The following is a 23761-nucleotide window of genomic DNA, read 5'->3' as shown; positions in this document are numbered from 1 at the left end:
GATGTCCCGGTACCGCGTCGGATACCGGGACATCGGGTCGGGACAGGGCTCAGCGTGCAGGTTGCGGGTCGGACTGTTCCGGACGGATCCGGCGTGATTCAAACCAATAGGTCAGGGAAACGGTGGCGTAAGAAGCCACTACCACTGCTGCGGTCACCAGAAGAAACGCGACGAACAAGGGAATCAGGAAAGCCATGGTGCCCTCCTCGCGGTACGGTAGTCGTGCGATGAAGGTGGTGGTCAGCGCCTCGTCGCGCCGAATCTGAACGAGCCCCGCACGTTCGATACTAGGGGCACGGCGCGACGCGGGCACGGATCCGCGGCTGTGACTGCGGTCATGGTTTACGCGGAGTGTCGCCCACGTCACCGAACCGCCCATGAGGTTGAATGTTCAACATATCTGGGTTCTACCGCGTCACGAGTTCTCGACATCGGCTTCACCACGAACAACCGACGAAGGAGCACCGATCGTGAGCATGATCCTGGCCGCAGTGCATGACACCTATAACGTCGTTGTCGCCCAGGTGGGCAATCCCACGCCGGAAGCGCCGCCGATGGCCGACAAGGTGATGCAGCTGGGCCGGTATTTCACCTGGATGATCCTGTTGTCCGGCGTCACCGCCATCACCTACGGTGGCGGCCGTTTCGCCTGGGAGAAGTGGAACGGCGGCGGCCTGCAATCACCGAAGATGATCGCCAGCGCCATGGCGGGCGGCGCGGTCGCCACCAGCGCCGGCACGATCATGAACGCGGTCATCGGGGCCTGATCGACGGCCCCGCTACTGTCGGGGTTGTGCGTATCTTTCTCGCGGGCGCCACGGGCGTCATCGGATCACGGTTGCTGCCACTGCTGGTCGGCGCCGGTCACGAAGTGGCCGGCCTGACCCGTTCCCCGAGTAAAGCGGCGGCGGTCCGTGCGAGCGGAGCCACCGCGGTGGTCCACGACGTCTACGACGCCGACGGCCTCACCACCACGGTGCTCGACTTCGCCCCTGACCTGGTCATGCATCAGCTCACCGACCTCCCCGACGAGCCGGCGCGACTGGCAGGCTCCGGCGAGGCGAACTCACGTATCCGCACCGAGGGCACCGCCAATCTGCTCGCGGCCGCAGAGACCGCCGGGGCGAAACGCTTTCTCGCCCAGAGCATCGCCTGGACGCCACCGGCGGGCTGTGGTGACGCGATCGCGACCCACGAATCCGCCGTCCTCGCCGCGGGTGGCGTCGTCCTGCGTTACGGCCAGTTCTACGGTCCCGGAACGTACTACGAGTCCACCCCGCCTGCGCACCCGCGCATCCATGTCGACACCGCCGCCGCGCGCACGCTCGAGCTGCTCGAAGCGCCGACCGGCATCGTGGTCGTGGTCGATCCGGAGTAGAGGCCCCGCGCCGGATAGGGAACAGTGAGGGGATGGCTGTTGACGTAGACACCCTGCACGGCGATGACGACCTGCACGCCGCGGGCGCGCTGTTCCGGGCGGCGATGGTGGGATTGCCGCCGCTGCCGCCGCATCGCGATCACCTGTCCGAACCGGGCCGCACGCTCGGCGCTCGCATCGATGGTCGGCTGGTGGGCACCGCGGAGTCCTACACCAGCTGGCTGGTCGTGCCCGGTGGCGCGCGCGTCTCCCACGCCGCGGTCACCCATGTCGGCGTGTTGCCCACCCATACCCGGCGCGGAGTGCTCACCGCCCTGCTGCGCCGACAGCTCGACGACATCACCGAGCGGGGCGAAGTGGTGGCGACCCTGCGCGCGTCCGAGGGCTCGATCTACGAGCGTTTCGGGTACGGCGTGGCGAGTTCGTTCGCACGCCTGGAGCTGCACCGTGGTCGAGCCCGCCTGCGTGACACGGTGCCGCCGTCCGGTCCGGTGCGGTTCGTCGAACCGGCCGACGCGTGGAAGCTGTTCCCGCAGATCTACGCGACCGCCGCGATCTGCTGGACCGGCGCGATCGATCGGCCCGACTACTGGTGGAAGCTGAAGGAACGCACCGCGGCCGAACCGGTGTACACCGTGACGCACGGCGAGGTCGGCGCCGAGGACGGGTTCGCGCGCTACCACCCGGTCGACACCGCGAACTGGTTCACCAGCCGCGAACGCACGATCGTCGTCGACGATCTCGTCGCGACCACCCCGCAGGCCTACCTCGGCCTGGTCCGGCACCTGCTCTCGGTCGATCTCGTCGACAAGGTGACCTTCGCGTTCGCGCCGGTGGACGCGCCGCTGCGGCATCTGTTCACCGACGAACGCGCGGTCGGCGTCGCGGGGGTGCACGACGAAACCTGGCTGCGCCTGGTCGATGTCCCCACCGCGCTGGCCCGCCGGACCTATCGCGACGCGTCGCCGGTGATCGTCGAGGTCGAGGACGCGATCCGCACCGCCAACACCGGCCGGTACCGGATCTCCGCCGAGCAGGTGGTCAGGGTCGACGAGCCCGCCGATGTCACCGTCGACGTCGCCACCCTCGGCGCGATCTACCTCGGCGGTTCGACGTGGCGCCAGCTCGCCCTCGCCGGTCGTGTCGTCGAGCACCGCGCGGGTGCCGTCGCCGCCGCCGACAGCCTTTTCGCCACGCCCGCACTGCCTTTCAGTGGAACCTTCTTCTGATCGACGGCGCTCGTCCGGTCAGGGTCGGAAGAGCCGACCGGCGGGCGACAGCGGGCGCAGAGTGTCGGAGATCTGGGCGACCAGCTGCCACGGACGATCGAGGTCGGTGCTCGCTTTGCCGTTGGTCAGAACGGCGCCCGACAGGCCACGATCGGGGTCGGCCCAGCCGTACTGGGTGGTGAGACCGCTGCGGCCGAAGTGCGACCCGGTGTCGCGGCCGAACTTGGACCGGCGGGCGCCGAGTTCGAATCCGGCGCGGCTGACGCGACCGGCCAGCCCGAGCATGCGATCGGCGGGGGCGATCGCATCGCGCAGGGTGCCGGTCCCGATGATCCTCGTTCCGTCCAATTCGCCACCGCGCGCGAGGATTTCGTAGAAGCGGGAGAGTTCGTAGGCGGTGGTGACCAGGTTGCCGGAAGGGAGCTCGGCGGCCAGGAAAGCGTCGTTGGTCGCCTTCGACGCCTTGTCCAGATGCCCGCCCAGGGCCTTGTTCGCCAGGAACCGGGCCAGGCGCGGCTGTGGTGGGCCGGTCTTGACGCTCGGCACGACCTTGTCGACATCGGCGGGATCGACGCCGAAGTTGTTCCAGCGGAAGCCGAGTGGGGTCAGCACCTGCTCGGCGAGGTGCTCGCGCATCCGCTTGCCGGTGGCGCGCTGGACGAGCAGGCGCTGGATCAACCCGCTGGTCAGCGCGTGATAGACGCGAAAACGGCCGGGTGCCCAGCTCGGCACCAGGTCGGTGAGGGCGGCGACGGCCAGTTCCTCGTCGAGGACCGCCGCGGTTCCGCTGTGTGGTGCGGTGATGAACGGAATGCCCGCCGAATGCGACAGCACATCGCCGACGGTGATCACGCCTTTGCGGTGGGCCGCGAACTCGGGAACATAGTCGGCCACCCGGTCTTCCAGCGCGAAGGCGCCCTGTTCGATGAGCATGAACATCAGCGTGGCGGCGACACCCTTCGCGGTGGAGAATCCGCAGAACAGGGTCTCCGGCGTCGCCAGGATCTTCTCGGCATCCGGTCCGTCGCTGGGTGCGTTGCCCCAACCGTGACCGATCGTCCGGTTCAGCACGATCCCGCCGTTGCGGCGCAGACACACCTGGATGGCGGGCGTGGTGCCCATCGCGTACCACGTGCGCACCGACGCCCAGATGGCCTCGACGTCGGTCCGCGAGGACCCGATGTCGGCCGGATCGTCCTCGTGGCCGATCGTCGTCACCGTGTCCAGGTCGTCGGTGACCGTCACCAGCGTGGCAGGAAGTGCGCTCATCGGGCCAGCCTACCGACGGCGAGCTGTGATAATCCTGAGCGCGCTTCCCGGTGAACGGTGACACAGCGACGTCGCCGGGTCGGCGAAACCCAGGGCGCGACGACCGGGATCATCGGTCCCGGGCGCCCGGTCACCGCGGTTCTCGTCGGCGTTCGACCGCGGAGGGCCGGACCCGGCGCCGCCCGCCCGTAGCGGCGACGACCGCGCCGCATCCGCGCTGTGGCAACGGCCCGACGAGTTGCTGATCACGCCCTGGCCTCGGTCAGGTCCGCGTCGGCGCGAACAGCGTCAACCGGGGTGCGGCCCGCGGCGGTCACCGCGCGGCGGGCGTAGGCGCGGACGTCGGCGTCGGGGTCGGTGATCGCCGACTCCAGCGCGTCGAGGGCGGTGGCGCTACTCGGCCAGGTGGACAGGGCCAGTACCGCCGCCTTGCGCACGTCGAGGTGACGGTCGGTGAGCGCCTCGCTCAACGGCGCCACGCCCGCCTCCGGGGTCGAACCCGCCAGCCCACGCGCGGCACCGACACGCACCTGCCAGGCCGAATGGCGCAGTGCCGCACCGAGGTCGGCGACGTCCTGCTCCGCGGTACCCAGCGCGGCGTAGGCGGTGAGGGCGGCGGCGCGGACCAGTGGATCGGGATCGCCTGCCAGCACCCGGATCACCTCCACACCGCCGCCACCGATCGAGGCGAGCCCGTGCGCGACCGCGATGCGTACCTCACGGTTGACATCGCCCGCGATCGAGGACACCGCGTCGGCGTCGTCGAGTGAGACCAGTGCGCGCACCGCCTCGATCCTGACCCGATGATCGGTATCACCCAGTGCCGCACGGTAATCCGGGGCAGACCCGGCCCGCAGAGCCCGCAGCAGGTCGACGACGGTCGCGCGGACGAGGGGATCGGGGGAGTCGAGATGTTCGCTCAGCGCACCGGCCCCCGCGAGTACCTCCACCAGTTCCCGCAGGCTCTCGGTGGCCGCGCGGCGTACCGAGGCGGCCTCGTCGCCCAGCGCTCGGATCAGCTCATCGGCGAATCCGTCCGGGGTGTTCTCGGTGAGCACCGACAGCGCGGCCACCCGCACCACCGGGTCGGGGTCGGTGAGATAGCTCGAAACATCCTCGACCGCAGGGGAATCCAGCGCGAGCAGGGTGACCAGCCGAGGCGAGGACGGCGACACCGGCGCCGCCTCGCTCCGTACGGGGGCTTCGCGTTGCGGCGCTCGCGTTCCCACCAGTTCGGGCTGGGCGATCACCTCGACGATCGGCTCGGCCGATGGCACATCATCGAGACCGGGCACCGGCACCAGATACGGCGCCACCGACCGCTTGACGAATTCCATCTCGCCGTCGACGGTCTTGCGAAGGTTCAAATGGAAGTTCCACGACTCGTCGTCGCGATCGGGCAGATCCGCGCGGTCGTGATAGAGGCCCCAGCGGGACTCGGTTCGCGTCAGCGAACTGCGCGACGCCATCTCGGCGCAATCGCGAATGAACTGCACTTCCACGGCACGCATGAGTTCGTGGGGTGTCTGCGCGCCGATCCCGTCGACTTCGGCGCGCATCCGCTCGAAGGTCTCGACGGCGATCGACAGCTTGGCAGCCGTTTTCGGCGGCGCCACATAGTCGTTCACGAACCGGCGCAACTTGTACTCGACCTGCGGCTGCGGCGGGCCTTCGGGCTGACGCAACGGCCGGTAGATCAGTTCGTGTGCTTCGGCGAGCTGATCCTCGGGCAGTTCGGCAGGCGTATCGAGCTCGGCCAGGGTCGAGGCCGCGTGCGCGCCGGCCAGATCGCCGTAGACGAACGCCCCGATCATGTAGTTGTGGGGCACGCACGCCAGATCGCCCGCCGCGTACAGGCCCGGCACGGTGGTTCGCGCGTTCTCGTCCACCCATACACCCGAGGCGGAATGTCCACCGCACAAACCGATCTCGGAGATGTGCATCTCGATATCGTGGGTGCGGTAGTCGTGGCCCCGGTTGGCGTGGAACGTCCCGCGAGTCGGCCGCTCGGTGGTGTGCAGAATCGATTCGAGCGTCGACAGCGTCTCATCGGGCAGATGCGAGACCTTCAGATAGATGGGCCCGCGCGCGGATTCGATCTCCTGTTTCACTTCGGCCATCATCTGCCCCGACCAGTAGTCGGAGTCGACGAAACGCTCACCCTCGGCGTTGACCTGATAGCCGCCGAACGGGTTGGCCACATACGCGCAGGCAGGACCGTTGTAGTCCTTGATCAACGGGTTGATCTGGAAGCACTCGATGCCGGAGAGTTCGGCGCCGGCGTGGTAGGCCATCGAATAGCCGTCACCGGCGTTGGTGGGGTTCTCGTAGGTGCCGTACAGATAGCCCGACGCGGGCAGGCCGAGCCGACCGCACGGGCCCGTCGCCAGAATCACCGCTTTCGCGGCCACCTCGACGAATTCGCCGGTGCGCGTGTTCAACGCGGCCGCACCCACCGCACGTCCGCCGGCGGTGAGCACCCGCACCGGCATCAGCCGGTTCTCGATGCGGATCTTCTCCCGCATCTTCCGTTGGCGCAGTACGCGATAGAGCGCCTTCTTCACGTCCTTGCCCTCGGGCATCGGCAGCACATACGACCCCGACCGATGCACCCGGCGCACCGCGTACTCGCCGTACTCGTCCTTCTCGAACTTCACCCCGTACCGCTCGAGGCGCTGCACCATCGCGAAACCCCGTGTCGCCGTTTGATACACGGTGCGCTGGTCGACGATGCCGTCGTTGGCGCGGGTGATCTCGGCGACGTAGTCCTCCGGCTCGGCCTTACCCGGGATGACGGCGTTGTTCACACCGTCCATGCCCATGGCCAGCGCCCCGGAATGCCGCACATGTGCCTTCTCGAGCAGCAGCACGTTCGCGCCGGACTCGGCGGCGGTGAGCGCGGCCATGGTGCCCGCGGTGCCGCCGCCGATGACGAGCACATCGCAGTCGAGGCGAACGCGGTCGGACAGTTCGGGAATGTTCACAGAGTCTCCAGGATTCGGGCCCGTAGGGCGCTCCGGTCCACCGGTTCGCGCGGGTCGGGTACCTCGACGACCGCGCGCAGCGAACCCGCGCCGAGCACGGCGATCCGGTCGCCGAGCAGCAGGGCTTCGTCGAGGTCGTGGGTGACGAAAACGATCGTGGTCGGGTGTGCGCGCCAGGTTTCGACCAGCAGGCGCTGCATCTCCGCACGGGTCTGGCTGTCGAGAGCGCCGAACGGCTCGTCCATGAGTACCGCGCGCGGCGCGCCCGCCAGGCTGCGGGCGAGCTGAACTCGTTGGCGCATCCCGCCGGACAGATCGCGCGGCAGATAGTCGGCGTAGCCGCTGAGCCCGACCTCGTCGAGCCAGCGTTGCGACCGTGCCGCGCGGTCGCTGCGCGAGACGCCCCGAAGACGCAGCGCCAGATCGATATTGGCGCGCGCGGTGCGCCACGGCAGCAGTGCGTCGTCCTGGAACACCAGCGCCCGATCGGCCGACGGACCGGTGACGGCGTCTTCATCGGCGCGGATGACCCCGGCGGCGGGCTTGCGCAGCCCGGCGATCGCGCGCAACAGGGTCGACTTGCCGCAGCCGGATTTGCCGACCAGGACCAGGATCTCCCCGGCCGCGACCGTCAGATCGAGGTCGTGCACCACGGTTTTGCGGCCGTAGCTGATCCGCACGGACTCGAGGTCCAATCGCATGCCGACCGAGACGGCGGGCGCGGCGGTGGTCGTGGTCATGAGGCAACCTCTCGCGGCAGCCAGCGGGTCACCCGACGGCCTGCCAGTTCGACGATTCCGGAGGTGAGGAAACCGAGCACACCGATGGTGATCATCCCGACGAATACGGCCGGGTAGTCGACGATGGTGTAGGACTGCCAGGTGCGGTAGCCGATGCCGAGTCGCCCGGAGATCATCTCCGCCGAGATCAGGCAGATCCAGGCCACGCCCATGCCCACCGACAACCCGCTGAACACCCCGGGCAAGATGCCGGGCACGACGACCCTGGTCAGCACCTCCCGCCGCGACGCGCCCAGCGTGCGGATCGCGTCCTCCCAGATGGTCGGCAGCGCCCGCGTCGCATGCCGGGTGCTCACCAGCACCGGGAACAGCGACGCGGTGAACGTGATGAACACGATGCCGGACTCGTCGCTGGGGAACAGCAGGATCGCCACCGGCACCAGCGCGATCGCCGGAATCGGCCGGATCAGCTCGGCCAGCGACCCGAACACATCGGCGAGCAGCCGCGATCGACCCAGCCCGATGCCCGCCAGCACTCCGACGACCGCGGCCAGCCCGAATCCGGTGACGATCCGGATCAGCGACTGCGCCACATCGAGGTAGTACTGGCCGGTTCCGAGATGCTCGCCGAACTCGGCGACGATCTCGGTCACCGTCGGCAGGGTGTCGAACCGCAGCCCCGCACGCACATTGCCCACGGTGAGCAGTTGCCACAGGCCGATGGCGGCGGCCACCGAGGCGACCCGGATCGCCCGCGACACCCACACCGATCTGGCGGGTGCGCTCTCGGCATCGAGCGCCGTGGGATCTGCGCTGTCGGGTTCGGTCCCGATCGGGGTGGACAGCCCGGAAACCGTGCTCATCCGCGGACTTCCGTCACGGCCTGCTCATAGGAGACCGGCGCGGCGGCGGGGTGGGTGCCGCGGTAGCGGTCGGCCGCTGCCTGCGTGGTGAACGGCAGGTACCGCGCGCCCTCGCGCAGCCAGATGGCCTTGTCGGCGAACCAGCGAGTCCCCAGCTCGGCATCGGGGACATACACCGCGCGAATCGTCTTGCCCTGCGCCTTCGCTGCCTGCACCGCCCGCAGCAAGCAGCCGGGGTTCGCGGCGGGTTGGGGCTTGTCGGCGCCGTCGACCCAGACCTCACCGGCCAGCGCCGGATCACTCACCGCCACCGCGCAGATCGGATCGGTACCGGTCACCTTGCTCGGGTTCACCCCCGACGCCAGCTCCGCGTCGTAGTTCCCACGGCCGGTCTCGGCGAAGGCTTGCCGCAGTGGGCCGTCCTCGACGAAGGCGTCGATGTCGAGCTCGGCGAAATCGCCGATCGACTTCAGATAGTTCACGTCGTCCTTGAACGCCGCGATCAGGTTCGCCTTGAGCGTGGTGTCGAAACTGGTGCCGCCGGGACCGTTGTAGAGATACACGACCTCCTGCGGCAGGCCGGAGCCCTTGGCGACGAGATCGGCTGCCTCGAAAGGCTTCTCGTTGAGGAACGCGGTCGCGTCCAGCTGCGCCGCGAGGAACGCCTGCAACACCTCCGGATGATCGGCCGCGTAGGTCCGGCGCGCCACCACGCCGTGGAAGGTCGGCACATTCAGCTCGGCGCCGTCGTAGAGCAGTTTCGCCTTGTTCTGCTGCACCAGTAGACCCGGCCACGCCACGAACTGCGACAGGGCGCTCACCTGGTGCGATTCCAGCGCGGTCGCCCCGACCTGCGGCTGCTGGTTGAGCACTTCCACACCCTTGGCCGGGTCGATCCCGGCCCGGCTCAGCGCCTGCACCAAGGTGCCGTGGCCCGCCGAACCCACACTGGCCGAGATCTTCTGCCCGGCCAGATCGGTCAGTGACCGAGCGGGTGAGTCGTTGGGCACCACCACCATGTTCAGCGCGCCCTTGGGGTTGTAGCCGGTGATCGACACCAGCTCGGTCCGTGCGCGTTCATTGGCCTGGGTGCGAGATCCGTTGATCAGCAACGGGTAGTCGCCCATCGAGCCGATATCGATCTTCTCGGCCACCATCTGGGCGGTGATCGGCGCGCCGGTGTCGTAGTCCTGCCACTCCACCTGGTACTCGGCGCCGCCACCGTCGGTGATCTTCTGTAGCCGCTGTTCCAGGTACCCCTGCGCCTTCAGCAGCGTGCCCGCGGTGACGGTGTTGATGGTCTTGGACTGGTAGCCGATGACGACCTTGACAGTGCCCGCCGGTGCGGCGTCGGAACTTTCGAGCGAGCAGCCCGCCGCGGTGAGCGCGAGAGCCAAAGCGACAGGAGCGAATCGAGTGATCTTCATGCGTGGGAATCCCGGTTTCAGCGGAGCAGATAGGGCATGTTGACGGTGACGGCGCCGGTGGGGCAGCGGGCCGCGCACGGCCCGCAGTACCAGCACTCGTCGACGTGCATGTAGGCCTTGCCCGAATCATCGTGGATGGCAAGGGAATCGAGTGGACACATGTCCACGCAGAGGGTGCAGCCGGTGATGCACAGTGATTCGTCGATCGTCACCGGGACGTCGGCGCGCTGGGGGACCAGTGCCATTACAGGACCTTCCATTCGGGGGTGCTGCGGGTGAGGCTGCCGCGCATCGTGATGCGGTCACCGCGCATGCGGATGTATTCGAGGTCGACGGGGCGGCCGTCGTCGAGGTGGGTGAGGCGTTCGAGCATCAGTAGCGGCGCACCGGCCGGGGTGTCCAGGGTGGTCGCGGTGTGCGGGTCGGCCGCGACGGCTTCCAAGGCGAGGTCGGCGGCGCCCAGCGACCGGCCGGTGACCTGTTCGAGGAGTACGAACACGTCGGTGGTCTCGAGATCGTGGGCGAGCACTTCGGCGCCCACATCGGGCGCGAGATAGGTGAGGTCGAGGCTCAGCGGCAGATCGGCGAGAAACCGCAGGCGTTCGATGTAGACGACTTTGTCGCCCGGCGCCAGCTCGAGCCGGCGCGCGACGGCGGGGGGAGCGGTGATGGTGGTGGCGGCGCGGACCTCGTTGTGGACGGTGCCGTGCCCTTTGAGTGTCTCCTGCAGGCCGAGCAGGGCATCGAGGCCGTGGTCGAACTTGCGGGCGGCGACCCGGGTGCCGAGTTTCGGGGCGCGATCGATGAGTCCCTCGTCGCGCAGCAGCGCCAGCGCTTCGCGGACGGTATTGCGGGAGGTGCCGTGCTCGGCGGCGAGCTCCTGCTCGCCGGGCACCGTGCCCGCCACCGCGCCCGCCAGGATCTGGTGGCGCAGGATATCGGCGACCCGGCGCGCCCGATCGGCGCGCTGACCGCGGATCGGGGTGGGCTCCGTAGCCCCTGTTTTCTCGCTGACCTGCATGAACAGCGACGATAGCGGCGATTACGCGGCACTCCCCGCGCCGCGATTCCGGGGTGAATTCAGCGGATGTTTCTACGCCGGGTGGCGGTTCACGCGACCTGCGGGTATCCGCGGGGAAACCGCTATTGCGCCACCTCGGACCGTAGCGCCGACATTGCGATCACGTCGATCGCAATGTCGGCGCGCAGTCACGGCTGGCCGGGATTGAGCACGATGAACAGACCCTTCGCCTCGGCGCACAACCGTTCGCCGTCGTGCAGGGTCGCTCGCAGGTACACCTTGCGGCCCTCGATACGTTCGGTCCACGCGCGCACCGTCAGCTCGCGATTGAGGGGCGTGATCGAGCGGTAGTCCAGGGTGAGCGAGGCCGTGCGGGTCACCGACCTGGTGGACAGCGCCGCGGTCATGCCGATGATGTCGTCGAAGGCGAGCGCGATGTGCCCGCCGTGGGCGGCGTTGTTGCCGCCCAGGTGGAAGGTGCGGAAGGTGACCTTCGCGGTGACGCCGTCACGGTCACCGCTGACCACCGTGTACGGCGGCAGCGTGATGTTGCCGCGCGCGGGCAGGTCGGTGCGGGTCCAGCTGGGGGAGGACCACTCGTCCACCACGGCCTCGTCGAGGCGGGCGTTGAGCTGTTCGAGGGTGGCGATGGCCTCTTTGGCGAGCTCGTCGGAGGGGTTGACCAGCCGCGCCCGGTCCATCAGCGCGCGGACCTGATCGATCAGCTCGCCGTAGTGCGGTCCGCCCACCGTGCTGCCGGTGCCGCCGTCCTTGCGTGCCTGGATCAGCTCGGCAACCGGCCGGAATCCGCCTTCGTGATGCTTCTCGTCCGGGAGCGAGTTGCCGACCTGTGTATCGTCCATATGCAACACGTTATCGCTGCCGAGCTGGATGTTCGCGTCGGGGATCGGTGTCAGGTCAACTAGGCTGGGTCCCGATCACCGAGTAGGTCCTACATACCGGAGCGTCGGCGCACCACTGGTGGTGCCCCTCCGGGTGAGCGGCGAAAGGCTGAACGCATGGGTATCGCGGCGGTTGTGTTCGATATGGACGGCGTGCTGATCGATTCCGAGCCGATCTGGGAACAGGTCAGGCACGAGTACGTGGTCCTCAAAGGTGGCCGGTGGCAACCGGATTCGCAGAAGAAGATGATGGGGATGAACACCGTCGAGTGGTCGTCGTACCTGGCCGACGAGCTGGGGGTGGCCGAACCGGCCGACGAGGTGGCTGCCGCTGTCATCGATCTGATGGCCGACAAATACGCGCACCACGTCCCGCTGCTGCCCGGCGCGGTCGACGCGGTGCGGCGGTGCGCGGGTTCCTGGAAACTGGGCCTGGCCAGCTCGTCACCGGCCACCTTGATCGATCTGGTGCTCGCGAAGTCCGGATTGCTCGACTACTTCACGGTGGTGTTGTCCACCGAGGAGGTCGGACGTGGCAAGCCCGCACCCGACGTCTACCTGACCGTCGCGCAGCGACTCGGCGTAGAGGCGAGCGACTGTACGGCCGTGGAGGATTCGACCAATGGGCTGCGCTCCGCCCACAACGCCGGGATGCGGCTGATCGCGGCGCCGCGCCCGGAGTTCCCGCCACTGCCCGACGCGCTCGCCCTGGCCGACGCCGTCATCGACGATCTCGACCAGCTCACCCCCGGCGTCGTGACCGGCGCCGCCTGACTCAGAAGCTGCCGGTGACGCCGTCGATCCGCTCGCGCAGCAGGTCGGCGTGGCCGTTGTGGCGGGCGTATTCCTCGATCATGTGCAGGTACACCCAGCGCAGCGTGTACTCGTCGCTGCGCCACGGCACGTGGAACACGTGGTCGAGGGAGAGTTCGGCGACGGCGGCGTCACAGGCGGCGACCTCGGCGTGAAAGGCCGCGAACGCCGCTTCGGCGGGTAGCGAGGCGAGGTCGTCGAAATCGGCGTCGGGCTCGGCCTCGGAGCTGTAGACCGGGTCGACCTCCTCGCCCGCGGCGGAGGTCCGGAACCAGCCTCGCTCCACCTCGGTGAGATGCCGGACGAGGCCGAGCAGCGACAGCGAGGACGGCTCCACCGAGCGCGCGGCGAGCTGTTCGCCGTCGAGTCCACCACATTTGCCGAGCAGGGTCTGGCGATGAAAGTCCAACCAGGACTGCAACATCGGCCGCTCGTCCGCGCCGACCAGAGTCCTGGTCGGCTGGAGTTCGGGAGCTGTCCACGTCATCGGTGCGAGGCTACCCGCCGTCGTGGTGTGACGCAGCTCGATTCTCAGTGGCTGGTGAACCGCGCCGCCGACTCGCCATCGAGACGGCCCGGGGGAAGTTTTCGCCCGCACAGCACGAGCAGCAGGTCCTGCGCACGTCCGGACAACACTTCGCCTTCGCCGTAGCTGAAGTCGAGATCGTCTGCGCGCAAGGCGATTCCCTCGAGGTCGACGCCGAAATACTTGGCCGAGCGTGGGTTCAGCGCCTCCAGCACCATGCGCATCCGGTCGAGGGGAACCGGATCGGCATGGCCGAGCGCGACGGTGATGTCGAGGCCGTGGATCACATCGTGGCTCAACGCGCCCGCGAATCCGCCGCCCGGTGGCTTCCACGGGTGCCCGGTGTTGTCGCCGATGGCGGCGACCAACTCGGCGGTGCTCAACCGTGCGGCGTCGTCGCGGGCCGCGCGGTCGGCCAGGCGATCGAAGTTGCCGCGCGCGGTGATCATGCCGATGAGGAACCGCGGTAGCGAGGTCCGGTACGGCATGCTCAGGTGCGCGGCGACCTCGCGCACCCGCCAGCCTGCGCACAGTGTCGGCGCGTCCCAGGCGGCCTCGTCCAACCCCGCCAAGAACTCCGCCGTCTCGGCGCGCTGCCGTGCGGTCTCGGCCCTGACTTCGTTCTCGCGCACTGTGGAGCCTCTCTGTCGACAGAAAACCTGCTGTCGATGTAGACGCTGTACGCGTCACCGATTCATCGGTCCGGCTGTTGGGGGTGTTCGCCGATCCGGCACACTGGCCCGATGGGTGCCCAGCGCGACGACCAGCCCGAAGTCGTAGTCCACGTCGGTGACGGCTCGGCGCAGCCACACCCCGTCGACCCGGCCCGGCCCGGCGCCTCCGCCACCGATCCGGCCCCCGAGCACCCCTTCCTGCTCCTCACGCGCACCCCGACCGACTGCATTCAGGCGCGCTACCTCGACGACGGCACCTACGAACTCGAGCACACCACCGGCGCCGAGCATCGCCAGCTGTTCACCACCGACGCTCTGCTGGTCCGCGACATCGTCTGGTCCTGGATCCAACGCGACACCTGGTGGTCCGACACCGTCGCCTGGACCACTGTCGACCCCGCCATCGCCGAACTGCACGCTCTGCACACCGAACTGTCCGGGATGCTCGACGGTATGTCCCTGATGGACACCGTCACCGACGAACTGGACCAGGCGCTTTCCCGAGCCGACGAACTCCTCGACAACTTCGACTCCGACTTCGACTTCGGATGACGCACCCTGACATCCTCGCGGCCCGAAACCTCATCGCCCTGCTGGGACTGAACATTTCGGCCACGGTTCCCGAGACGCAGAACGCGGAATACGGAGCATCCGTGGCCGAGGTCGGCCGCGGCTCGGTGAGATTCCGGGTGGGCAAGCGGACGCCGACCAAGCCGGGTCTGTTCGTCTCCGTGTGGCAGCGCGCCGGGGACGGCTCGACCGAGCCGTTCGCCGCGGAGGACGGTATCGATCTGTGGGTGATCACCGTCCGCGAGGAAACGCGTGTCGGACAGTTCGTCTTCCCGCGAAACGCCCTCGTCGAACACGGAATCGTTTCCGTAGCCGGTCGTGGCGGTAAGCGCGGGTTCCGCCTGTACCCGCCATGGTCCGCGACCCGGAACAAGCAAGCGCAGAAGTCGCAGCAGTGGCAGTCCGCTTACTTTCTCGACCTCGAAAACGTCGACCGGCAGCTCGCACGCACCCGGTACGAACCGATCCTTGCCCCCTTTGTCGCATCGCACAACGGCGATGCGCGCTGACGTGGATTACAGTGGCGCCGTGGGGTTTACCGACTACGGGCCGGGCGATGTCGTCTATTTTGCGGCGGGTCCGTTCAGCGGAATCTGTGGGGTTGTCCGGGAGGTCGACGCGCGGCGTGCGGAGCTGAGGATCGAGTTCGGGGAGGGAACCGTCCATCGTGAGGGGAATGTCCTGCGCGAGCGCCGACACAAGCTGACCGTCGGATTCGACGAGGTCGAGCTGGTCTAACCGATCGGAGATCGTGTTGCGTCGTTTGCCCAGGGTGGGCAATGATTGCGCCCAACATGCTGAATTCCGATCCCGCTTTCGACAGTCTTCAAGGCTTATCTGTTGGTGATGCGCTGGGTGCGCAGTTCTTCGTTCCCGGTCGTTCCGTTCCTGATCTTCTCGCGGGTCGACCGCCGTCGGCGCCATGGCCATGGACCGACGACACCGAAATGGCGTGTTCGGTGTATGCGGAAATCCGTGCGCGTGGCAGCGTGGATCGTGATGCTCTCGCGGGCGCGTTCGCGCAGCGGTGCGAACCGTATCGTGGCTACGGCCCCGGCACTGTCGTTGTGCTGCACGAGATTCGAGACGGGCGTCCGTGGAGCGAGGCGGCCGGTGCTGTCTTCGGTGGGAGTGGATCGTGGGGAAACGGGGCCGCGATGCGAGTCGCGCCGCTCGGCGCGCATTTCGCCGGAGATCCGGATCTGGCCGCGGCGCAGGCGGCGCTGTCCGCCGAGATCACCCATCGGCACCCGGAAGCGATCGTGGGAGCGATGGCAGTGGCGGTTGCCGCCGCGCACGCCGCGCGAACACGGGGAACGGGCTGCGCGCCAGATGAATTGCTGGGGGCGGTCGAACCGTATCTGGTCGACGGGCGCACCGCGCACGGAATCCGTCGAGCTCGAGAGCTGCTCGGCCGAACCGTAGCCGAGGCGGCCTACGAACTCGGCGACGGCGCCCGGGTCAGCGCTCAGGACACGGTGCCCTTCACCTTGTGGGCCGCCGCCACCTTCCTCGACGACTATCCGCGTGCCGTCACCGCCTGTGTGGAAGCCGGTGGCGACGTCGACACCACCGCCGCGATCGTCGGCGGGATCGTGGCCGCCCACACCGGTGTCGGAGACGGCGGCGCGGCCCGCGGAATTCCGGAGGAGTGGCTCGCAGCGCGCGAAGCGTTGCCCGGGTGGGTATCCGGTGTTCAGCGGGCGCGGGCGCTCCAGCGGCCGTCGTAGCGGACTTCGATCGGGTGGGCGAAGGCGGTGGAGACGTGCTCGGTGGTGATGACGTCGGTGGCGGTGCCGGCGGCGACGGTGTGCCCGTTCGCGATGAGTAGGGCGTGGGTGGTGGTGCTCGGCAGTTCCTCGAGATGATGGGTGACCAGGATCGAGGCGACCTCGGGGTGGGTGCGATCGAGGGTGTCGATGGTGGTGAGAAGTTGCTCGCGGGCGGCCAGGTCGAGGCCGGTGGACGGCTCGTCCAGGAGTAGGACGTCGGGGTCGCTGATCAGAGCGCGGGCGATGAGGGTGCGGCCGCGTTCGCCCTGGGACAGGGTGGGCCAGATGTCGTCGGCCTTGCCGGACAGGCCGAGGGTGTCGATGATCGCGTCGGCACGGGCGAGGTCGTCGGAGGTCGGCGACCAGCGCATCGGGGTATCGATCGTGCCCGTGACACCGGTGAGGACGACCTCGCGCACGGTGAGGGCATAGCGCAGCGGATGGCGCGGGTTGACGTGGCCGATCGAGCGCCGCAGCCGGGCCAGCTCCACCCGGCCGAACTGTTCGCCGAGCACCCGCACGGCGCCGGTGGTGGGGAAGGTGACCGCGCCGCAGAAGCCGAGCAGCGTGCTCTTGCCCGCACCGTTGGGGCCCAGCAGAGCCCAGTGCTCACCGGCCCGGACGGTCAGTGAGATGCCGTTGATGATCTTCTTGCCGTCGCGCCGGAAGGTCACGTCGTCGAGTTCGATCACGGGGGCGCCGGTCATGTGAAGGCCTCCTTCAGGGCGGACAGGTGGGTGCGGCTGAATTCCGCAGCGGCAGTAGGGGTTCGGTCGGCGATCGCCTGGGCCAGCTGCTCGTGCGCGCGGTGGTCGGCCTCCTCGGAGCGGACCGGGCGCAATTCGAGCATGTCGATCATGGCCAGGCGCAGGCGCGGCAGGAAGCTGTCGAACAGCTGGGTGAGCACGTCGTTGTGCGCGGCCACGATGACCGCGCGATGGAAGGCCATATCGGCGTCGACGTGCGCGGCGACGGTCTGGCCCTCGACGCGACGACCGGCCAGCGCGCGCCGGATGGCCCGCAGATCGGCGGGCGTGCGCCGTTGTGCCGCGAGGGCGGCGGCCTCGGCCTCGATCGCGATGCGCGCCTCGATCACTGCGGCGATGGTGGCGCCACGCAGCACGACATCCCAGTCCTCGGACACGTCGAGCGCGGTGACGAACACCCCGGAGCCCTGCCTGCTGTCTAGCACGCCTTTGCCCGCGAGCTCCCGGATCGCCTCGCGCAGCGTCGATCGGCCGACACCCAGCTGGGCGGCGAGCAGCGTCTCACCCGGTAATCGATGACCCAGCGGCCACTCGCCCGCACGGACCCGCGCGAGTAGTAGTTCAGCCGCTTGTGCGGCCAGCGGCTGACGTCGTACCTGCGATACCACCGGCAAACCTCTCTACTTGTCTGAGGAGTTGTGGTAGAAGTGTACCCATCATGACCTACACCGCGCTTCTTCTCGGCCGCCACGGCGGGGCCTGACCGACCGGCCGCCCCGCCGTGGGGCTCCGTCATGGCCGGTCGCCGTCGTCTCGTGGCCCGAAGTGGGCCGGGAAGCAGAGCAAGTCATGACCGAATTCCCCACCCTGACCACCCCCTCGGGCGCTGTCGCCGACGGCGCGCCCGCGTGGAATCGGCAGCGTCACTCGGCAATGCCCTCGTCTCGATACCGCGATGTCCATCGACGCGTGGATGTTCCTGTCGGACACCGCGACTGGCCGAACGCACGGCTGACCACCGCGCCCCTGTGGGTCCCCGTCGACCTGCGTGACGGCAACCAGGCGCTGGCCGAACCGATGGACCCGGCGCGCAAACGCCGGTTCTTCGAACTCCTGATCGCCATGGGCTACAAGGAGATCGAGGTCGGCTACCCGTCCGCCTCGCAGACCGACTTCGATTTCGTGCGCCTGCTGGCCGACACCCCGATCGCCCCGCCGGACGTGGCCATCGTGGTGTTCACCCCGGCCCGTCGCGACCTGATCGAACGGACCGTCGAGTCGGTGCGCGGCATCACCAACGAGGTGGTGATCCACCTGTACACGGCCACCGCGCCGGTCTGGCGTGACGTGGTCCTCGGCAAGGATCGTGCGCAACTGCGCGAGTTGATCGTCGCGGGCGCTCGCGACGTCCTGGAACTGGCGGGTGACCTGCCGAACGCGCGCTTCCAGTTCTCGCCGGAGGTGTTCAACCTGACCGAACCGGATTTCGCCCTCGAGATCTGCGATGCAGTCACCGAGTTGTGGCAAGCGAGCGCGCAGCGTCCGGTGACGCTGAATCTGCCTGCGACAGTGGAGGTCGCGACCCCGAACATCTACGCCGACCAGATCGAATACATGCACCGCAACCTGGCTCGCCGCGACGGCGTGATCCTGTCGGTGCACCCGCACAACGACCGGGGGACCGGTATCGCCTGCGCCGAACTGGCCGTCCTGGCGGGCGCCCAACGCGTGGAAGGCTGTGTCTTCGGCAACGGCGAACGCACCGGCAACGTCGACATCGCCACGCTGGCCCTGAATCTGCACGCCCAGGGTGTCGACCCGATGATCGACTTCTCCGACATCGACGAGATCCGGCGCACCGTCGAACACTGCACCCGCCTGCCCGTGCACGAGAGACATCCGTACGTGGGCGATCTCGTCCATACCGCCTTCTCCGGCACCCATCAGGACGCGATCCGTAAGGGCATGGCCGAACATCGCGAGCGGGCGGCGGCCCAGGGCATCGCCGAGCGCGAATCACAGTGGCGGGTACCGTATCTGCCCATCGACCCCGCCGACCTCGGCCGCTCCTACGACGCCGTGATCCGGGTCAACTCCCAGTCGGGCAAGGGCGGTATCGCCTACCTGCTGCACACCGAATACGGTTTGGACCTGCCACGTCGGCTGCAGATCGACCTCGCGAAGCGGGTGCAGGAACACGCCGATGACACCGGCGCGGAGATCACCGCCAAGGATCTGTTCACGCTGTTCGAGCAGGCCTACACCGTCTCCGATCAGCGAATCACGCTGGTGGGGTGGCAGATCGCCGACGGCGCCACCGGAATCGTCCTCGACGCACACGGCAGTGAACGGCATTCGGTGCACCGCGAGGTGGGTCCGGTCGAGGCGCTGACCGCCGCACTCGACGAGGCGGGCTGTCCCATCGAGATCCTCGGCCTGACCCAGCATTCGGTGGACGAGGGCGCCGCGGGCACCGCTGTGAGCTACGTCGAGTACCGAGCGGCAGACCGCACCGGATGGGCCTTCGGTCGCGACACCTCGGTCGTCGCGGCCTCGCTGGAAGCGGTGATGAACGCCGTCAACGCGGCGGGATAGGTCGATCGGGGCGGTCGCCATGTCGGCCGCCCCGCGGCACCGGGCGAGTCAGTCCGCGTCGCCCTCGCACCAGTCGTCGAACGCGTCGAACTCCGGCTCGTACTGGGGTGGGATCGAATCCTCGATGGCATTCTCGATCGGGTCCCACCTCGCGTTGCACCATTCGGGGGCGGGTGGCCACGACTCGATGTACCCGACCAACGGCGACGAGGGCGGCTCGGCGTCCTCGGCCGCCGCGACACCTGCGGTGACCAGGGTCAATACCGCGGCGGCACCCGCGGTGGCGATGATCCGGCAAACACTGTTCACGACATCCTCCTGTCCGCGCCGACATGCGATGTCCAGCAATCCTAGCTTCGCGACGCGGGCCCGATCAGGCTCCGCGCACACCTCGGTGGGGCCGCCGCTGTCAGCACCAGCCGGTCACGTACATCAGGCCGAGGCTGGTGGTGCCGAGGATCAGGCCCAGGGTGCCACCGAGGATCAGGGGGCGGATGCCCGCGGTGCGCAGGCGGGCGATGCTCAGTGAGGTGCCGATGGCGGCGAGGACGGCGGCGATCAGCCAGCCGCTGAGAGTGGCGAGCGGTGCGGTCAGCTCGGCGGGGACGATGCCCAGGCCCGCGATGACGGAGGCGGCCAGAAACAGGATCACGAAGAGGGGAACGGCCTGGCGCAGGGAGGCCTGGGGGAGATCGGTGTCCTCGGCGATGTGGCCGCGGCCGACGTGCAGGCCGACACAGAGCGGGATGATGGCGAGGCTGCGCACCATTTTCACGATCACCGCGAACTGTGCCGCGCCGGCGCCGAAGATGACGCCTGCGGCCAAGACGGACGAGGTGTCGTTGATCGCGGTGCCCGCCCAGAGCCCGAACGCCTCCTGCGACAGGCCGAGCGCGCGGCCGAGCGGGGGATACACCAGCACGGCTGTGACATTGAAGACGAAGATGGTGCACAGGGCGTAGGCGACCCGTTGCTTGTCGGGTCGAAGGACCGCGGTGGCGGCGGCGATCGCGGACGCGCCGCAGATCGTGGTGCCCACGGCGATGAGGGTCGCCGACTCCTTGTCCACCGCGAGCATCCGTCCCACGAAGAACGCCGCCACACCGCCGACGAGCAGCGTCCCGACCAGTACCACCGCCGTCTCGCGTCCCACGCTCATCACCGACCCGAGCGGCAGGCCCAGCCCCAGCAGGACGATCGCCAGCCCGAGCAAGCGCTGCCGGGCGATGTCGAGCCCCGGGCCGAACATCTCGCCCGTCACATCCTTGCGTCGCAGCACCATCCCGGCGACAGCGCCCGCACCGAGCGCGAGCACCGGCGTGCCGATCATCGGCAGCGCCTTGCCGAACGGCGTGGCTACGGTGGCCAGGAGCGCGGCGAGGATCAGTCCGGGAGCGAGAGCGGGTACGCGGTTCACTCCTTCACCCTCGCGGCACGGAGGATCCCGAGGTAGAGGCCGAATTCGCAGGTGGTCATAATTCTGGCTTATGGCCCTGGTCGCGGAGTGTGTGGTTTGCTGGAGACCGTGCGGAAACGAACCCGGCTGACGATCGCCACCGGTGTCGGATTGATGCTGTGGGGCGAATGGGCGAATCGACGGGCCTCCCGTCGGGGCGTCGGAGCCCCACGCTCAGGGTCGGAGGCCGTCGTGGTCCTCGGGTATCGCAATACCGGTTCGCGCGCCAACAGCATGAACCGCTGGCGAGTGCGCGCCGGTCTACGATCCATCGACCCGCACGCGTCCGAGACTCGCCTCGTGCTGTGTGGAGGCGCCTGCGCGGGACCGGAGACCGAGGCGGCGCTGATGGGCCGCTACGCCGTGGAAACCTGTGGCTACGGGGGCGAACTCGTCCTCGAGGAGTCGAGCCGATCCACCTGGGAGAACATCGCCTTCGCGATTCCGTATCTGAAGGACGTCGACCGGATCAAGATCGTCTCGCTGCCGACGCACGCCGAGACCGCGCGCGCCTACCTCGCCGAACAGAGCCCGGAACTGGCCATTCGTCTGGTCCCTGGTCGGGAGTACCGGTTCGGCGAATGGCTGCCACTGAAACCGGTGTTCGCCCTCTACGGCGTGGCGAAGAACCTGCGCGGCCGATTCGGGCCCGATCACGGCGGCTACGGTGCCTGATGTGGTGTCGCGCCGCCCGTCACCCATAATCGGGCCATGACCCTGCCACCCGGAACCCCCGACCTGGAGGTCCTCGATCTCCTCGTGTCGGTGGCCGAGCTGGGCAGTCTGGGCGCCGCTGCCCGCCGACACGGCGTCAGCCAGCCGGCCGCGAGCATGCGGATCAGCGCACTGGAACGCCGCCTGCACGTGAAGCTGCTCGACCGCGCGCCGACCGGCTCCGAACTCACCGACGCGGGTCGTGCCGTCGTCGCCCACGCGCGCACCGTCCTGGCCGCCGTCACAGACCTCGTGGACGACGTTGCCCGACTGCGGGCCGCGCAAGCTCCGCGCCTGCGCATAGCCGCCTCCAAAACCATTGCCGACCACCGCATTCCGCATTGGCTGGCCGCGCTGCGCGCCGATCACCCCGAGGTCGTGATCTCCCTCGAAGTCGAGAACTCGACCCAGGTCGCGGGCCTCGTGCGGGACGGCACCGCCGATCTGGGCTTCGTGGAAGGCCCGCATCCACCGGCCGGACTGGGCAGCCGCGTGCTGGGCGCCGACGACCTCGTCGTCGTCGTGGCGCCGAATCATCCATGGGCGCAACGGAAGACCCCGGTCACGCTGACCGAGCTGGCAGGCACCGCCCTGCTGTGGCGCGAACCGGGTTCGGGCACCCGCGACACCGTGTGGGACCTGCTCGCCACCGCGGCATCACCCGCGGGCCCGGCCGCGGAACTCGGGTCGACCGCCGCGATCGTGGCCGCCGCCCGAACCGGCATGGCACCCGCGGTCCTGAGTCGATTGATCGCCGCACCCGACCTCGTCACCGGCACCCTGGTGGAAGTCCCCTCGGCCGATGCCGCCCGGCTGACCCGCAAATTCCGGGCCATCTGGCGCCGCAACACCCCGCCGACCGGGCCGGGTGAACTGCTCGTGGAGCGGGCCGCGCTGCTCGAGCACGCGCGCGGTTGAGCGTCGCCGGTCCTATCCGAGCGCCTCGAGCACGGCAACGGCCTTCGCCGCGCCGCCATAGCCGCTGATGCTGACGGCCAGCTGATCGGCGGCCGCGGCGAAGCTGCTGTCGTCGAGGATCTGTGCGGCGGTCCGTGCGATCACCTCGCTGCTCGCGTCGGGCATCAGCATCAGGCCGGCGCCGAGGGTTCGGACCTGCTCCGCGTTGAAGAACTGATCGCGGCCCATCGGGGTGCACAGCAGTGGCACGCCACGACCGAGCGCGGCCATGGTCGTTCCGAGCCCCGCGTGGGTGATCACCAGTGACGCCGAGGGAAGGATTTCGGCGTGCGGCGCGTACCGCACAACCTGGGTATTCACCCCCGCACGCACTGTCGCCGGGTCGATCGCCGCTCCGGTCGTGACAATCGCGCGCACCGGCATCTGCGCGACCGCGTCGACACAGCGCTGCAACAGATCGGCCTGACCTTGCTCGCTCGTGCTCAGCGCGACCAGAACCAGTGGCATCGCACCGTCACCGACATCGACCTCGTCGATCTCGCGCGACAACGCGGGTGCGTCGAGCACCGGCCCGATGCGTACCACATTGGCTGCGTCCGCGACGTCGGGCTCGAACTCCGTGGGCACCGCGACGAGCGCCTGCGCGCACGCGTCGTGGATCTCGGCGAGGCTCTCGATTGCGGGCAGGTCGAGCTGCGCGCGTGCCGCGTTCGCGAGCGCGATACCCGGCGTGAACATCTCGACCAGGGGCCCGCCCCGAAAGATGGTGTAGGGCGTATGGAACAACGTCGCGGTCGCAGTGCCCGATGCCAGCGCGACGTCGATAGCCGTGAAGAGCAGGCAATCGACGATCACCACATCGGCGGGCTCGCGGTCCAGTTCCTGTGCCAGGTCGCGCGCGATGGCAGAACTGAAGCACAGCTCCTCGATCATGAGCTTCACTTCGGCTTCGAAGTCGTCCGGGGTGTCCATCGCGTCCCAGCCCTCGCTCTGAGTCAAGGTGACGAAGCGGACGCCGACATCGGCGCATCGTTGAGCGATCGTCTCGTGGCCGAGCATTCGGACGTCGTGGCCGCGATCGACCAGGGCGCGGGCGATGCCGAGAGTCGGGACGAGGTTTCCGGCACCGTCCCAGGTGGTGATCAGATAGCGAGCCATGACGTTCCTCCTCGAGGATTGCTTGACAGCTTGTAAAGTACGGTA

General features: G+C 68.6%; 27 protein-coding genes. 11 read left to right on the top strand and 16 right to left on the bottom strand.

Features of this window, described 5'->3' with window-relative positions; genetic code table 11:
* Window positions 1-49: 49 nt before the first annotated feature.
* On the bottom strand, window positions 50-196 hold the full coding sequence (locus ACFVJ5_RS09665) for a hypothetical protein (protein ID WP_379219465.1): 147 nt from the start codon (window positions 194-196) through the stop codon (window positions 50-52).
* Between the two features lie 280 nt (window positions 197-476).
* On the opposite strand from ACFVJ5_RS09665, the gene ACFVJ5_RS09660 reads away from it, so the two are divergent.
* The 3 genes from ACFVJ5_RS09660 to ACFVJ5_RS09650 are packed head-to-tail and all read left to right on the top strand — an operon-like array spanning window position 477 to window position 2607.
* Window positions 477-767, top strand: a complete 291-nt coding sequence (locus tag ACFVJ5_RS09660; protein WP_211300305.1) for a hypothetical protein — start codon at window positions 477-479, stop codon at window positions 765-767.
* Window positions 768-793: 26 nt separating this feature from the next.
* Complete coding sequence (locus ACFVJ5_RS09655; protein WP_379219463.1) at window positions 794-1378, top strand: NAD-dependent epimerase/dehydratase family protein; 585 nt, start codon at window positions 794-796, stop codon at window positions 1376-1378.
* Window positions 1379-1410: 32 nt separating this feature from the next.
* Window positions 1411-2607 carry a GNAT family N-acetyltransferase gene (locus tag ACFVJ5_RS09650; RefSeq protein ID WP_379219462.1) on the top strand — a complete coding sequence of 399 codons (1197 nt, stop codon included), beginning with the start codon at window positions 1411-1413 and terminating at the stop codon, window positions 2605-2607.
* Window positions 2608-2625: 18 nt separating this feature from the next.
* On the opposite strand, the gene ACFVJ5_RS09645 is transcribed toward ACFVJ5_RS09650, so the two are convergent.
* From ACFVJ5_RS09645 to ACFVJ5_RS09610, 8 genes are all read right to left on the bottom strand, one after another.
* Window positions 2626-3876: a serine hydrolase domain-containing protein gene (locus ACFVJ5_RS09645; RefSeq protein ID WP_379219460.1), complete on the bottom strand. Its 1251-nt coding sequence runs from the start codon at window positions 3874-3876 to the stop codon at window positions 2626-2628.
* Between the two features lie 245 nt (window positions 3877-4121).
* A complete protein-coding gene (locus tag ACFVJ5_RS09640) occupies window positions 4122-6860 on the bottom strand; it encodes a fumarate reductase/succinate dehydrogenase flavoprotein subunit (protein ID WP_379219459.1) in 2739 nt (912 codons plus the stop codon).
* On the bottom strand, window positions 6857-7600 hold the full coding sequence (locus ACFVJ5_RS09635; RefSeq protein ID WP_379219458.1) for an ABC transporter ATP-binding protein: 744 nt from the start codon (window positions 7598-7600) through the stop codon (window positions 6857-6859). Before ACFVJ5_RS09635 ends, ACFVJ5_RS09640 begins: the two co-directional genes overlap by 4 nt.
* Window positions 7597-8463: an ABC transporter permease gene (locus ACFVJ5_RS09630; protein WP_379219456.1), complete on the bottom strand. Its 867-nt coding sequence runs from the start codon at window positions 8461-8463 to the stop codon at window positions 7597-7599. The genes ACFVJ5_RS09635 and ACFVJ5_RS09630 overlap by 4 nt, the downstream gene beginning before the upstream one ends.
* Window positions 8460-9890 (bottom strand): ABC transporter substrate-binding protein, encoded by a 1431-nt coding sequence (locus ACFVJ5_RS09625; RefSeq protein ID WP_379219455.1) that lies wholly within the window; start codon window positions 9888-9890, stop codon window positions 8460-8462. Before ACFVJ5_RS09625 ends, ACFVJ5_RS09630 begins: the two co-directional genes overlap by 4 nt.
* 17 nt (window positions 9891-9907) lie before the next feature.
* Window positions 9908-10135: a ferredoxin family protein gene (locus ACFVJ5_RS09620; RefSeq protein WP_056816936.1), complete on the bottom strand. Its 228-nt coding sequence runs from the start codon at window positions 10133-10135 to the stop codon at window positions 9908-9910.
* Entirely contained in the window at window positions 10135-10911 is a 777-nt protein-coding gene (locus tag ACFVJ5_RS09615; protein ID WP_379219454.1) for a GntR family transcriptional regulator, read from the bottom strand. The genes ACFVJ5_RS09620 and ACFVJ5_RS09615 overlap by 1 nt, the downstream gene beginning before the upstream one ends.
* 188 nt (window positions 10912-11099) lie before the next feature.
* Window positions 11100-11774 carry a PaaI family thioesterase gene (locus ACFVJ5_RS09610; protein WP_379219452.1) on the bottom strand — a complete coding sequence of 225 codons (675 nt, stop codon included), beginning with the start codon at window positions 11772-11774 and terminating at the stop codon, window positions 11100-11102.
* Between the two features lie 156 nt (window positions 11775-11930).
* Between ACFVJ5_RS09610 and ACFVJ5_RS09605 the strand changes: the two genes are divergently transcribed.
* Window positions 11931-12587 (top strand): HAD family hydrolase, encoded by a 657-nt coding sequence (locus ACFVJ5_RS09605; protein ID WP_379219450.1) that lies wholly within the window; start codon window positions 11931-11933, stop codon window positions 12585-12587.
* A 1-nt stretch (window position 12588) separates the two neighbouring features.
* On the opposite strand, the gene ACFVJ5_RS09600 is transcribed toward ACFVJ5_RS09605, so the two are convergent.
* Complete coding sequence (locus ACFVJ5_RS09600) at window positions 12589-13113, bottom strand: DinB family protein (protein ID WP_379219448.1); 525 nt, start codon at window positions 13111-13113, stop codon at window positions 12589-12591.
* A 44-nt stretch (window positions 13114-13157) separates the two neighbouring features.
* Entirely contained in the window at window positions 13158-13784 is a 627-nt protein-coding gene (locus tag ACFVJ5_RS09595; protein WP_379219446.1) for a maleylpyruvate isomerase family mycothiol-dependent enzyme, read from the bottom strand.
* Window positions 13785-13895: 111 nt separating this feature from the next.
* Here ACFVJ5_RS09595 and ACFVJ5_RS09590 point away from each other — a divergent pair, with 111 nt between their 5' ends.
* Genes ACFVJ5_RS09590 through ACFVJ5_RS09575 form a run of 4 tightly spaced genes read left to right on the top strand, consistent with a single transcriptional unit; the run spans window position 13896 to window position 16126 of the window.
* Window positions 13896-14378 (top strand): hypothetical protein, encoded by a 483-nt coding sequence (locus ACFVJ5_RS09590; protein ID WP_379219445.1) that lies wholly within the window; start codon window positions 13896-13898, stop codon window positions 14376-14378.
* Window positions 14375-14905 carry a MepB family protein gene (locus ACFVJ5_RS09585; RefSeq protein WP_379219443.1) on the top strand — a complete coding sequence of 177 codons (531 nt, stop codon included), beginning with the start codon at window positions 14375-14377 and terminating at the stop codon, window positions 14903-14905. Before ACFVJ5_RS09590 ends, ACFVJ5_RS09585 begins: the two co-directional genes overlap by 4 nt.
* A gap of 19 nt (window positions 14906-14924) precedes the next feature.
* Complete coding sequence (locus ACFVJ5_RS09580) at window positions 14925-15134, top strand: hypothetical protein (protein WP_379219442.1); 210 nt, start codon at window positions 14925-14927, stop codon at window positions 15132-15134.
* Between the two features lie 41 nt (window positions 15135-15175).
* Window positions 15176-16126, top strand: coding sequence for an ADP-ribosylglycohydrolase family protein (locus tag ACFVJ5_RS09575; protein ID WP_379219441.1), 951 nt, complete (start codon window positions 15176-15178; stop codon window positions 16124-16126).
* Here ACFVJ5_RS09575 and ACFVJ5_RS09570 read toward each other — a convergent pair.
* Together ACFVJ5_RS09570 and ACFVJ5_RS09565 are read right to left on the bottom strand one after the other, a co-directional pair.
* The gene (locus ACFVJ5_RS09570) at window positions 16093-16875 is read right to left on the bottom strand and encodes an ABC transporter ATP-binding protein (RefSeq protein ID WP_379219440.1); all 783 of its coding nucleotides are present in this window, start codon (window positions 16873-16875) and stop codon (window positions 16093-16095) included. The genes ACFVJ5_RS09575 and ACFVJ5_RS09570 overlap by 34 nt on opposite strands.
* Window positions 16872-17543 carry a FadR/GntR family transcriptional regulator gene (locus ACFVJ5_RS09565; protein WP_379219438.1) on the bottom strand — a complete coding sequence of 224 codons (672 nt, stop codon included), beginning with the start codon at window positions 17541-17543 and terminating at the stop codon, window positions 16872-16874. The genes ACFVJ5_RS09570 and ACFVJ5_RS09565 overlap by 4 nt, the downstream gene beginning before the upstream one ends.
* A gap of 181 nt (window positions 17544-17724) precedes the next feature.
* On the opposite strand from ACFVJ5_RS09565, the gene ACFVJ5_RS09560 reads away from it, so the two are divergent.
* On the top strand, window positions 17725-19470 hold the full coding sequence (locus ACFVJ5_RS09560) for a 2-isopropylmalate synthase (protein ID WP_379219437.1): 1746 nt from the start codon (window positions 17725-17727) through the stop codon (window positions 19468-19470).
* A 48-nt stretch (window positions 19471-19518) separates the two neighbouring features.
* Here the strand turns inward: ACFVJ5_RS09560 and ACFVJ5_RS09555 are convergent, their stop codons facing one another.
* Window positions 19519-19779: a hypothetical protein gene (locus ACFVJ5_RS09555; RefSeq protein ID WP_379219435.1), complete on the bottom strand. Its 261-nt coding sequence runs from the start codon at window positions 19777-19779 to the stop codon at window positions 19519-19521.
* Between the two features lie 100 nt (window positions 19780-19879).
* Complete coding sequence (locus tag ACFVJ5_RS09550; protein WP_379219433.1) at window positions 19880-20887, bottom strand: YeiH family protein; 1008 nt, start codon at window positions 20885-20887, stop codon at window positions 19880-19882.
* 108 nt (window positions 20888-20995) lie between these two features.
* On the opposite strand from ACFVJ5_RS09550, the gene ACFVJ5_RS09545 reads away from it, so the two are divergent.
* The gene (locus ACFVJ5_RS09545; RefSeq protein WP_379219432.1) at window positions 20996-21601 is read left to right on the top strand and encodes a YdcF family protein; all 606 of its coding nucleotides are present in this window, start codon (window positions 20996-20998) and stop codon (window positions 21599-21601) included.
* Between the two features lie 36 nt (window positions 21602-21637).
* Complete coding sequence (locus tag ACFVJ5_RS09540; RefSeq protein ID WP_379219430.1) at window positions 21638-22558, top strand: LysR substrate-binding domain-containing protein; 921 nt, start codon at window positions 21638-21640, stop codon at window positions 22556-22558.
* Window positions 22559-22570: 12 nt separating this feature from the next.
* On the opposite strand, the gene ACFVJ5_RS09535 is transcribed toward ACFVJ5_RS09540, so the two are convergent.
* A complete protein-coding gene (locus ACFVJ5_RS09535) occupies window positions 22571-23716 on the bottom strand; it encodes a glycosyltransferase (RefSeq protein ID WP_379219429.1) in 1146 nt (381 codons plus the stop codon).
* Window positions 23717-23761: the final 45 nt, after the last annotated feature.

Source organism: Nocardia sp. NPDC127606 (assembly GCF_042671725.1).
Taxonomy (GTDB): Bacteria; Actinomycetota; Actinomycetes; order Mycobacteriales; family Mycobacteriaceae; genus Nocardia.
Note: the sequence above shows the minus strand (reverse complement) of the source record. Positions and strands in the feature narration are given on the sequence as shown.